Annotated in this window: 10 protein-coding genes; 5 read left to right on the forward strand and 5 right to left on the reverse strand. The window is 71.0% G+C overall.

Annotated features, from left to right (window positions below):
• Window positions 1-5 precede the first annotated feature (5 nt).
• A complete protein-coding gene (locus tag AC1ROY_RS28080) occupies window positions 6-377 on the reverse strand; it encodes a c-type cytochrome (RefSeq protein WP_493152235.1) in 372 nt (123 codons plus the stop codon).
• A 160-nt stretch (window positions 378-537) separates the two neighbouring features.
• Here AC1ROY_RS28080 and AC1ROY_RS28085 point away from each other — a divergent pair, with 160 nt between their 5' ends.
• From AC1ROY_RS28085 to AC1ROY_RS28095, 3 genes are all read left to right on the forward strand, one after another.
• Window positions 538-933, forward strand: a complete 396-nt coding sequence (locus tag AC1ROY_RS28085; RefSeq protein WP_493152236.1) for a hypothetical protein — start codon at window positions 538-540, stop codon at window positions 931-933.
• Window positions 934-968: 35 nt separating this feature from the next.
• On the forward strand, window positions 969-2,735 hold the full coding sequence (locus AC1ROY_RS28090; RefSeq protein WP_493152237.1) for a PHA/PHB synthase family protein: 1,767 nt from the start codon (window positions 969-971) through the stop codon (window positions 2,733-2,735).
• Between the two features lie 77 nt (window positions 2,736-2,812).
• Window positions 2,813-3,649, forward strand: a complete 837-nt coding sequence (locus tag AC1ROY_RS28095) for a universal stress protein (RefSeq protein WP_493152238.1) — start codon at window positions 2,813-2,815, stop codon at window positions 3,647-3,649.
• Window positions 3,650-3,829: 180 nt separating this feature from the next.
• Here the strand turns inward: AC1ROY_RS28095 and AC1ROY_RS28100 are convergent, their stop codons facing one another.
• The 4 genes from AC1ROY_RS28100 to AC1ROY_RS28115 form a co-directional block, all read right to left on the reverse strand.
• The gene (locus tag AC1ROY_RS28100) at window positions 3,830-4,951 is read right to left on the reverse strand and encodes an ABC transporter permease (protein ID WP_493152239.1); all 1,122 of its coding nucleotides are present in this window, start codon (window positions 4,949-4,951) and stop codon (window positions 3,830-3,832) included.
• 2 nt (window positions 4,952-4,953) lie between these two features.
• A complete protein-coding gene (gene rbbA, locus AC1ROY_RS28105; RefSeq protein ID WP_493152240.1) occupies window positions 4,954-7,671 on the reverse strand; it encodes a ribosome-associated ATPase/putative transporter RbbA in 2,718 nt (905 codons plus the stop codon).
• A gap of 2 nt (window positions 7,672-7,673) precedes the next feature.
• Window positions 7,674-8,705, reverse strand: a complete 1,032-nt coding sequence (locus tag AC1ROY_RS28110) for an HlyD family secretion protein (protein ID WP_493152241.1) — start codon at window positions 8,703-8,705, stop codon at window positions 7,674-7,676.
• Window positions 8,706-8,829: 124 nt separating this feature from the next.
• Window positions 8,830-9,360: an Hsp20/alpha crystallin family protein gene (locus AC1ROY_RS28115; RefSeq protein WP_493152242.1), complete on the reverse strand. Its 531-nt coding sequence runs from the start codon at window positions 9,358-9,360 to the stop codon at window positions 8,830-8,832.
• Window positions 9,361-9,586: 226 nt separating this feature from the next.
• On the opposite strand from AC1ROY_RS28115, the gene AC1ROY_RS28120 reads away from it, so the two are divergent.
• Together AC1ROY_RS28120 and AC1ROY_RS28125 are read left to right on the forward strand one after the other, a co-directional pair.
• Window positions 9,587-10,045: a host attachment protein gene (locus AC1ROY_RS28120; protein WP_493152243.1), complete on the forward strand. Its 459-nt coding sequence runs from the start codon at window positions 9,587-9,589 to the stop codon at window positions 10,043-10,045.
• Between the two features lie 85 nt (window positions 10,046-10,130).
• Window positions 10,131-10,784 (forward strand): BON domain-containing protein, encoded by a 654-nt coding sequence (locus tag AC1ROY_RS28125; protein WP_493152244.1) that lies wholly within the window; start codon window positions 10,131-10,133, stop codon window positions 10,782-10,784.
• Window positions 10,785-10,859: the final 75 nt, after the last annotated feature.

The raw sequence follows: 10,859 nt of genomic DNA on the forward strand, positions 1-10,859 counted from the left end.
CTCCGCTATTCGCTGCGGAGCGAGAGGATATAGGCGATGACGTCGTCGAGCTCGCGCCGGCCGAGCTGATAATCGGGCATGTCGCCATGGGGCGTGAGAAGAAACACCCGCAGCGACATCGCCGTCGTGCTCGGCATGCGCGCGATGCTGGCGAAGCCCGGAACCGCGTCGGTCGCGGCGGGCCGGGCGGTCCGGCCCACATCGTGGCAGTTGGCGCACCAGGTCCGCGCCAGCGCCTCGCCCGCGACGGCATCGCCGGGGATCGCAGGCCCGGGAATCATAGGCCCGGGGATCACAGGGCTCGTCTGGGCCATCGCCGCGGCGAAAGGCGCAAGCCCCAACATCAGCACCGAACAGGGCGTGAGCTGCCGCAGCATGAGCTTCTCCTGAGCATCCGACACCAGGAAAGGACATTGCAAATCGCGCGGCCATGATCTGCATCAGGGCCTTCGCCGCATCGTCCTGGCATCCACCGCCCTACCGAAACGCCGGGCCTCCGCACCACGTGTCCGGCCCGCCAGCAGAAGGCTCCGCAAGATGACGAAGACCGTGCAGGCTGCGCCGCAGACGACCCCGACCGACGCCGCGATCTCGCAGCTCTGGCTCAACGGCGCCTCGCGCGCCGAGGATTTCTTCGCCGGCCCCTGGCGCTCCTTCTCTCAGGCCACGCTGGAATCCCAGAAGATCCTGGGCGACGCGGTGGCCGGCGAGCTCAATGTCCTGCAATCCGCGCAGGAGCGCCTGAACCACAGTTACATGAACCTCCTGGGCTGCCGGAAGGTGCAGGAGCTGCCCGCGGCCTGGGCCTCGCTCTCGGCGAGCTGCTTCGACATCGCCGCCGCGCAGGCCAAGGCGGCCTCGGACGTCGCGGACAAGCTGCGGAACTGCTACGCTGGCCTGGCCCATGAGCCCAAGGATGCGCCGAAGGCGTGACCGCGAGGCCGAGGGGACGAACCGGACGCTCGCACATGCCAGGATTGGGTAACGAAACCGCCGCTGTCGGGGGCGGGCTGCTGCTGTCCGCCACGCGGCCGCGGGACGCTGACAGCGCGACCATGGCCATGGTTGCCGGCGCGACGGCGGGCATCTCGCCGGTCTCGCTGGCGCTGGCCTTCTCGGACTGGTGGCTGCACCTGCTCCTGGCGCCCGGGAAGCGCGCGCAGATCGGCGCGAACGCCGCCATGGCCGCCAGCCAGATGCTGCGACAGACGCTGCTCGAAGCCCAGGATCCGAAGACGCCGCCCTGCGTCCGTCCCGCCGAGGGCGACCGCCGGTTCCGCGACCCGGCCTGGAACACGCCGCCCTACAGCCTGTGGTACCAGGGCTTTCTCCTGATGCAGAGCTGCTGGGACGCGGCGGCACGGGGCGTTCCCGGTGTCGCGCCGCATCACGAGGACGTCGTCGCCTTCACCATCCGCCAGCTCCTCGACATGGGCTCGCCCTCGAACCTGGCGGCCTGCAATCCCGAGGTGATCCAGCGGACCATCGAGACCGGCGGGGCGAACCTGCTGGACGGCGCCGGCAACCTCGCGCAGGACCTCGTGCAACAGGCGATGGAGCTTCCGCCGCCGGACGCCGCGCATTTTCGTCCCGGCCATGAGGTGGCCGTGACTCCGGGCCGGGTCATCCACCGCAACCATCTCGTCGAGGTCATCCAGTACGCGCCCACGACCGGCGCCGTGCATCCCGAGCCGATCCTGATCGTGCCGGCCTGGATCATGAAGTACTACATCCTGGACCTCTCGCCGGCGAACTCGCTGATCCGCTGGCTCGTCGCCCAGGGCCACACGGTCTTCTGCCTCTCCTGGCGCAATCCCGACGGCAGCGACCGCGACATCGGCTTCGACGACTACAGGAAGCTCGGCGTGATGGAGGCGCTGGACGCGGTCGGCGCGGTGCTGCCGGGCCGCAAGGTGCACGCGGTCGGCTATTGCCTGGGCGGCACGCTGCTCGCCATCGCCGCGGCCGCCATGGCCCGCGCGGGCGACGACCGCCTCGCCTCGCTGACGCTCTTCGCCGCGCAGACCGACTTCTCCGAGCCGGGCGAGCTGCAGCTCTTCGTCGACGACGGAGAGGTCGCGGCGCTGGAGGGCATCATGTGGAAGCACGGTGTGCTGCAGGCCGGGCAGATGGCCGGCGCCTTCCAGCTCCTGCGCTCGAACGACCTCATCTGGTCGCGCATGGTGCACGACTACCTGATGGGCGAGCGCCAGCCGCTCAACGACCTCATGGCCTGGAACGCCGACGCGACGCGGCTGCCCTACCGGATGCACTCGGAATACCTGCGGCACCTCTTCCTGGAGAACAGCCTCGCCAGCGCCGCCTACATGGTCGACGGCCGTCCCGTCGCGATCCAGAACATCCGTGTGCCGATCTTCGCCGTGGGCACCGAGTGGGACCACGTCGCGCCCTGGCGCTCGGTCTTCAAGATCCATCACCTGAGCGACACCGACGTCACCTTCGCGCTCACCAGCGGCGGCCACAATGCCGGCATCGTCAGCGAACCGGGGCATCGCGGGCGCCGCTTCCGCATCGGGCACAAGCGCGCCGAGGATCCCTGTCTCAGCCCGGACGAATGGCTGGCGGCGACGCCCCAGCAGGACGGTTCCTGGTGGACGGCCTGGCAGGAATGGCTGGCCGCGCATTCCTCCGCGCCCGAGCCGCCTCCCGCGATCGGCGCGGAGGGATACGCCCCGCTCGAGGCGGCGCCGGGCACCTACGTTCACCAGATGTAATCCGGGCGCCTGATCGAGGTCAGGGAGGAAGGTTTCGCGACCGGTAGGATCAGGCCACCAAGCATTGGGGACTGACCATGAGATTCAAGGATATCCTCGTCCACATGACCTCGCCGGACGGCAGCGCGCCGGCGCTCGCGGCGGCGGTGGCGCTGGCGCACCGGCACGACGCCCACGTCACCGGCCTCTACGTCTACGAGCTGGCTTCGGAGCTCATGGGCATCACGGGCTACATGGATGCCGGGACTATCGAGCGGATCCTGCAGGAGGCCGAGCAGGCCGCGCTGGCGGAGGCCGCGCGCCTGAAGCCGGTCTTCGAGGAGATGCTGAGCCGGGAGGCCATCCCCGGCGAATGGCGCCAGGTGGAAGGCAATGTGGGCGCGGTGCTGGAGCAGCACGCCCGCTATGCCGACCTCACGATCTTCGCCCGATCCGGCGAGGACGGCTTCGAGACGGATATGGCGGAGGCCGTGCTCTTCGGCTCCGGACGGCCGATCCTGGTCATGCCGCCGGTCCTGCCGCAGCCCTTCTCGGCCGACCACGTCCTTATCGGTTGGAACGGCGAGCGGGAGGCGGCGCGCGCCGTCGCCGATGCGCTGCCCTTCCTGTGCCACGCCAAGGCCGTGCAGGTGCTCACCGTCGCGACCGAGGCCGGGGAGACCGAGGCCCGCCAGCTCGATGCCGAGGACCTGTCGCGCCATCTCGCGCGGCACGGCGTGAGCGTCTCGGCGAAAACCATAACGGCCCGCGGCGCGGCGCCCGAGGACCTGCTGCTGAACGCGGCGGCCGATGCGAGCGCGGACCTGCTGGTGGTCGGCGGCTATGGGCATGGCCGGTTCCGGGAATTCGTGCTGGGGGGCGTGACGCGCAGCCTGATGCGGCATGCGACGCTGCCGGTGATGCTGTCGCATTGATTTTTGTGCCTCAAACGGCGGGTGGGTTGGGGCTGCTTGCCACAACCGCCGCCTTGCCTTCGCCGCGCCACTCGTGCGCCCGGCACAAAGGTCAGTTGGGCGGCGCCGGCCGGATGCGGTGGGTGAGGCGCTTATTCTGACGGGCGCCGCGGGCTGGATGCCCCGACGGCGCCTTCGACGTCAGTTGACCGCCTGCGCCACCACCGCCCGGAATCGCAGCAGCGCCGCCGCCAGCACCACGGCGCCGATCGCGCCCGTCGCCAGGAACTCCCGCCAGACGATGTCGAAGCCCGCACCCCGGTAGAGGATCGCCTGCGCGAAGGCGACGAAATGCGTCGAGGGAAAGGCCATCATCGCGTATTGCAGCGGGCGCGGCATGCTCTCGAAGGGCGTGCTGCCGCCGGAGAGCATGATCATCGGCAGCACGATCAGGATGAAGAGCAGCCCGAGCTGCGGCATCGACCGCGCCACCGTGCCCAGCAGCAGCCCGACCGAGGTCGCGTAGAACAGGTAGAGCGCGACGCCGGCGAGGAAGAGCGGGATCGATCCCACGAGCGGCATGCCCAGCAGCAGCCGCAGCACGAGCCAGACCGAAAGGCCCGCCGCCGCCGTGATCACCAGCCCGTTGGACCAGATCTTCGCCAGCGCGATCTCCAGCGGCGAGACCGGCATCACCAGCAGGTGGTCCAGCGTGCCATGCTCGCGCTCGCGGATCACGGCCGCGCCGGCCAGCAGCACGGCGAGCATGGTGATGTTGTTGATCAGCCCCATCGCGCCGGTGAACCAGGAGCTTTCCAGGTTCGGATTGAAGGCGGCGCGGAGCTGCAGTGCGACCGGGACGGGCGGCTGTACCTCCAGGAAGGTCGCGACTTCGTCGGCGATGATGCGCTGGATGTAGCCGGCGCCGATGCCCGCCTGCATCATCGCCGTCGCGTCTACGTTCACCTGGATGGCGGGCTGCCGCCCGGCCAGCAGGTCACGCTGAAAGTTGGGCGGGATGTCGAGCACGAAGGAGTTGCGGCCGGCATCCATGCGCGGATCGACCTCGGCGAGGGAGATCATCTCGGGCGTGCGGAAGAACGGCTCGCGGAAGGCCTGGGCGATGCGCAGCGAGAGCGGCGAGCGGTCCTCGTCGACGATGGCGATCGAGGCGTTGCGCAGCTCGTGCGAGAGGCCGGTGGCCTGCGAGTAGATCATGAAGCTGAAGGCATAGACGAGGAGACCAAGCAGCACGGGGTCCGCGGCCAGGCTGCGCAGCTCGTTGAGGCCCAGCCACAGGATGTTCTTCGCCGAGCGCAGCACCGTCAGCGCTCCTGCTTCGGCAGGAGGAGGACGGAGAGCAGGGTCAGCACCGGGATGAAGGCCGCGAGCGCCAGCAGCGGGCGGGCGAGGTCGGCGAGGCCCAGGGCCTTGGTGAAGGTGCCGACGCTGATGGTGAGGAAGTAGGTCGTGGGGAAGATCGCCGAGATCACCACGCCCACGCCCGTCAGGGCGGAGGCCGGCACGATCATCCCGGAGAACTGCTGGGCCGGCATCATGGTCAGGATGGCGGCGCCGGTCAGCGCGGCGACCTGCGTCGCGGTGAAGGCCGAGATCAGCAGCCCGAATCCCGTCGTCGCCGTGACGTAGAGCAGCACGCCCAGCGCCAGCGCGACCGCGCTGCCCTTCAGCGGCACGCCGAAGAGCCAGATGGCGGCCATGACCAGCAGCAGCGCGTTGAACAGGGCGAGGCCGATATAGGGCAGCTGCTTGCCGACCAGGAACTCGGCGCGTCCCGTCGGCGTGACGTAGAGGTTGGTGATGGAGCCGAGCTCCTTCTCCCGCACCACGCCGAGCGCGGTCAGGATCGCCGGGATGAAGACGAGCAGCAGCGCGATGACGCCGGGCACCATGGCATAGACGCTGCGGAAGTCCTGATTGTAGCGGAAGCGCGTCTCCAGTGTCATGACCGCGGGCGTGGCGCCCTGCGGCGTCTGCGCCGCCAGGGCTTCGAGCGCGCCCTGGTGGATGCCCTCGACATAGCCGCGCGTGGTCTCGGCACGGAAGGGCATGGCGCCGTCGACCCAGGCGGAGATCTCGGTCGGGCGGCCGGCATGCAGGTCGCGGCCGAAGCCGGGCGGGATCTCGATCGCGAGCTGGATGTCGTTCGCCCGCATGCGGCGCAGCAGCTCGGCCTCGTCGGCGATGGCGGGACGCTCGACGAAATAGCGGGTGGAGGAGAATTCCTGGATGTAGGCGCGGCTTTCCGGCGTCTGGTCGCGGTCCAGCGCGGCGAAGGCGAGGCCCTCCACGTCCATCGTGATGCCGTAGCCGAAGACCAGCATGAGCAGCCCCGTGCCGAGCAGCGAGAAGGCCAGCCGCACCGGGTCGCGCCAGAGCTCCAGCCACTCGCGATGGGCGTAGGCCAGCATCCGGCCGAGCCCGGGGAAGCGCGTCGGCGGGGAGGGCGCGGGCGGGGACGCGGCCAGCGTGCCGCCCGCGGGTTCGGGGCCGGCGGCGGCCTCCAGATAGGCGACGAAGGCTGCGTCCAGGCTCGCCGCGCCGCGCGCGCGGACCAGCTCCGCGGGCGTGCCGGTGGCGAGGATGCGGCCGGCATGCATGAGCGCGATGCGGTCGCAGCGCGCGGCCTCGTTCATGAAGTGGGTCGAGATGAAGATCGTCACGCCCTGGCGGCGGGAGAGGTCGATCAGCAGCTCCCAGAATTCGTCGCGCGCGACGGGATCCACGCCGGAGGTCGGCTCGTCGAGGATCAGCATCGGCGGCTCGTGCAGCACGGCGACGGCCAGCGAGAGCCGCTGGCGCAGGCCGAGCGGCAGGCCGCCCGATTTTGCGTCGGCATGGGCGGCGAGGCCGAAATCCGACAGGAGCTGCGCGACCCGAGCCTTCGCCTTTTCCGCCGGAAGCTGGAAGAGCCGCGCATGCAGGTCGAGGTTCTGGCGGACGGTGATCTCGCCGTAGAGCGAGAAGCTCTGCGACATGTAGCCGACGCGGCGCCGGGATTCGCGATCGCCGTCCAGCATGGGCTTCCCGAAGACCTCGGCCGTGCCGGAGCTGGCCGGCAGCAGGCCGGTCAGCATCTTCATCGTCGTGGTCTTGCCGCAGCCGTTGGAGCCGAGGAAGCCGAAGATCTCGCCCTTGCCGACCTCGAGCGAGACCCTGTCCACCGCCGTGAACCCGCCGAAGCGGCGCGTGAGGCCGCGCGCGACGATGGCGGGCTGCGCCGCGGCGTCGGGGATGCGCGGCGGGACCTCCAGCCGGCGATGGGCGTGCCGCGCATCCGGGAGCAGCCGCACGAAGGCCTCCTCCAGCGTCTCCGCGCCGGTCTGGCGCCGGAGCTCCGCCGCGCTGCCGGTGGCGACCACGCGGCCGCCATCCATGGCGACCAGCCAGTCGAATTCCTCCGCCTCCTCCATGTAGGCGGTCGCGACCACGACGCTCATCCCCGGCTGCCGCGCGCGCATCTGCGCCACCAGCGTCCAGAACTGCCGGCGGGAGAGCGGATCCACGCCGGTCGTCGGCTCGTCCAGGATCAGCAGCTCCGGGTCATGCACCAGGGCGCAGCACAGGCCGAGCTTCTGCTTCATCCCGCCCGAGAGCTGCCGCGCCAGCCGGCCGGCGAAGGGGGCGAGGCCGGTGCCATGCAGCAGCGCGCCGATCCGCGCCTCGCGCTCTGCGCGCCCCTGGCCGAAGAGCCGGGCGAAGAAATCGACGTTCTCCTGCACGCTGAGGTCCGGGTAGAGGTTCCGGCCGAGCCCCTGCGGCATGTAGGCGATGCGCGGGCCGGCGAGGGTCCGGTGCCGGCGGTCCGTCATGTCGCCGCCCAGCACGGTGAGCCCGCCCTGCTGCAGCCGCCGCGCGCCCGACACCAGGGCGAGCAGGGTGGACTTTCCGACGCCGTCCGGCCCGATGAGGCCGACCAGCTGGCCCGCCGGAATCGACAGCGTGACCCCGTCGAGCGCGCTCACGCGCCCATAGCGCTGCGTCACGCCCGCGAGCGTGGCGACGGCGGGAGCGGGCTCCATGCTCAGGGCGCGGGCCGGGGCTGCGGTGCGGTGGGCTGCAGCGAGGCCGGCCACTCCACCGCCGGATCGAGCCGCACATAGCCCACGCCGGGCAGGCCGGTGCGCACCTCCGCCGCATGCGCCCGCAGCAACTCCGGATCAATGCGCAGCTTGAGCCGGAAGACCAGCCGCTCCCGCTCCGTGCGCGTCTCCACGGCCTTGGGCGTGAACTGCGCCTGGGGCGAGAGGAAGGTCACGCGGGCCGGGATGACTAAGCCCGGATAGGCGTCCAGCACGATCCGCGCCTCGCTGCCGAGGGCGGCCCGGCCGGCCTGGCCGGTCGGCAGGAACACGGCCATGTAGACATAGGTCACGTCGAGGACGGTGAGCACCCGGCCGCCGGCGCCCAGCACCTCGCCGGGGCGCGCCAGGCGGTACTGCACGCGGCCCTGCACGGGCGAGGTCAGCACGGTGTCGGAGAGCTGCACCTCCAGCCCGTGCACCGCCTCGTTGGCCGCCTGCAGCGCGGCCTCCGCCTCGGCGATCTGGGCCGTGGCCGTCGCGAGGGCCGAGGCGGCGACCTCGCGCGTGCTGTTGCGCTGGTCGAGGACCTGGCGCGTCGCGAAGCCGCGCTCCACCAGGGCCTGCGTCCGCGCGAGCTCCGCCTCCGCCAGGCGCAGCGTGCTCTGCTGCTGGGCGAAGGAGGCGCGCCGCCCATCGAGGGCGCGCTGCGCCTGGTTGGACTGCGCCCGGACCCGGCTCAGCGCCGCCTCGATCTCCCGCGAGTCCAGGCGCGCCAGCACCTGGCCGGCCTGGACCATGTCGCCCTCGTCCACCAGCACCTCGGAAAGGCGGCCGGCGATCTTGGTGGCGATCTCGGTGGGCTCCGCCTCGATGCGACCGTTGCCGGAGACGATGCCGGCCGGCAGCGCCTCGGCGCGGCGCTGCTGCCAGCCGTACCAGCCGAGGCCGGCGCCCAGCACGGCCAGCAGCAGCATGAGCGCCGCGGCGACATGATGCTTCCGGACGGCGGGCGCCGCCTTCGGCGGGATCACCGCGGGAAGCTGCGCCCGGACGGGAAGGGGAGGGCGGGGCGTCCCAGCCCCTGACCCTGTCCCGACAGCTGGAGTCGGATCGTCCGTCATGCGCGCGTCCGGCTCCACCATCACTGCTCCGTCCTCAACCGGCCGATTTTACCTCGATCTTCCGGGACTGCTCCAGCGCCTCGGCGGTCTTCGGCAGCGTGACGGTCAGCACGCCCTTGTCGAAGCTCGCCACGATGTGGGCACGGTCCACGCCGGCCGGGATCTGGAAGCCGCGGCGGAAGCTGCCGTAGCGCCGCTCGGAGAGGGTATAGCTCTCCGTCTTTTCATCGCGATGCTCGCGCTTCTCGCCCTTGATGGTGAGCAGGTCGCCAGAGGTGTCGATCTCGACGTCCTTCTCGCTCAGGCCGGGCAGCTCGGCGGTGATGCGGTACTCCTTCTCCGCCTCGATCACGTCGATCGCCGCCAGGGCGGCGCCGAGGGGCGCGCCGGCGGGGAAGAGGCGCGGCGCCTCCAGGCCCGTCGCGCCGAAGTTGCGGAAGAAGCCGTTGAAGAGGCGGTCCATGTCCTCGCGCAGCGTGGCGAGGGGCGGCCATACCCGCTCGGGCGTGCCCGCCACGGGGGTCGGAGAGGCGGCCTGCCGCGGCGCGGTCGTCACATCAGCCATGATCAATCCTCCTGCTCTGTTGTCGGGATGTCCACGGCGCGGTCGTCGTCGGGGCGGCGCGGACGCCCCTTCCTCGGACGAAAAGCCGCGCGGCGCGTTGATTTGCGTCAGGGATGCCGACCCGCGCCGGCTGACCCACATCATGGCGCCCGTCACGGAAACGCCATTCCCTGCCTGAAGGACGTGGCCATCTCGCCCACGGCCGCCAAGCGGAAGGAACGGAAGAATGTGGAACCATCCCATCTGGATTCTCGTCGCCGACGGGCAGCACGCCCGCGTGCTGGAGCGCGCCTCGCTCGAGGCCGAATGGATCGAGCGCGAGGAGCACCGCATGTCCAACCTCACGCCGCCCTCCCGCGACCTGGGCACCGACAGGCCCGGCCGCGTTCATGAGAGCGTGGGCATGGCCCGGCACGGCATCGCCGTGCGCGCCGATCCTCACGAGGAAGCCGAGGCGGAGTTCGCCCGCGTCCTTCTCGACCGGCTGGAGCACTGGGCGCGCGACAACAGCTATCGGCGCCTCTACATCATGGCGCCGCCGCGCTTCCTCGGCCATCTCCGCGAGGGCCTGGGGCGCGCCACGCGGCAGGCGCTGCACGGCACGCTGAACAAGGATCTGGCCAAGGCGCCGATCGTGGAGATCGTGGCGCATCTCCACGAGCACACGCCCTTCGCGCAGTCCTGATGCAGGTCAGGGCAGGCCGGGCCGCGGCGCAACAGGCTGTACAGGTCGGCCCGATCGGGGGCCGGGTGCCAGGGGAAACCAATCCATGAAGGACGAGGACAAGCGGTTGCAGCGTCTGGTGCTGGACGAGCTGCAGTTCGATCCGAGCCTGGATGCGACCCATATCGGCGTCACCGCTGATGACGGCGTCGTCACGCTCTCGGGACATGTCGCGAGCTATGCCGAGAAGCTGGCCGCGGAGCGCGCCGTGCGATGCCTGCGCGGCGTGAAGGCGATCGCCCAGGACATCGAGGTCCACCTGCCGGCCGCGGCCAAGACGGGCGACGACGAGATCGCCGGACGGGCCGTGCATCTGCTCGCCTGGGATGCGGCGGTGCCGAAGGACGCCATCCGGATCAAGGTCGAGAAGGGGTGGATCACCCTGTCCGGCGAGGTCGAGTGGCAATTCCAGCGCGCGGCGGCGGAGCATGCCGTGCAGAAGCTCACCGGCGTCGTCGGCGTGCTCAACGATATCGTGCTGCGCGCCGCGGTGCAGCCGGCCGATATCCGGCGCCGCATCGAGGACGCGCTGCAGCGGGATGCGCGCGTCGAGGCCGGCGGCATCACGATCACCACGAACGGCGGTCGCGTCGAGCTCCGGGGCCGGGTGAACAGCTGGCACGAGCGCGACGCCGCCGAGCGCGCGGCCTGGTCGGCTCCCGGCGTGACGGAGGTCAGGGACCGGCTCCTGGTGGCATGAACCGAGGGCCGCGGGCCGATCCGGACCCGCGGCGCCCGTTGCCGCCGGACGGCCGGGCCGGGGCCTCGGAGCGCT

The sequence above is a fragment of the Roseococcus sp. GW821-FHT12F05 genome, assembly GCF_058806835.1.

Coding starts and splice junctions, on each gene's coding strand:
- AC1ROY_RS28125 (WP_493152244.1), top strand. CDS start 10,131: ATGAAGGACGAGGACAAGCGGTTGCAGCGTCTGGTGCTGGACGAGCTG.
- rbbA (WP_493152240.1), bottom strand. CDS start 7,671: ATGGAGCCCGCTCCCGCCGTCGCCACGCTCGCGGGCGTGACGCAGCGC.
- AC1ROY_RS28085 (WP_493152236.1), top strand. CDS start 538: ATGACGAAGACCGTGCAGGCTGCGCCGCAGACGACCCCGACCGACGCC.
- AC1ROY_RS28095 (WP_493152238.1), top strand. CDS start 2,813: ATGAGATTCAAGGATATCCTCGTCCACATGACCTCGCCGGACGGCAGC.
- AC1ROY_RS28080 (WP_493152235.1), bottom strand. CDS start 377: ATGCTGCGGCAGCTCACGCCCTGTTCGGTGCTGATGTTGGGGCTTGCG.
- AC1ROY_RS28115 (WP_493152242.1), bottom strand. CDS start 9,360: ATGGCTGATGTGACGACCGCGCCGCGGCAGGCCGCCTCTCCGACCCCC.
- AC1ROY_RS28120 (WP_493152243.1), top strand. CDS start 9,587: ATGTGGAACCATCCCATCTGGATTCTCGTCGCCGACGGGCAGCACGCC.
- AC1ROY_RS28090 (WP_493152237.1), top strand. CDS start 969: ATGCCAGGATTGGGTAACGAAACCGCCGCTGTCGGGGGCGGGCTGCTG.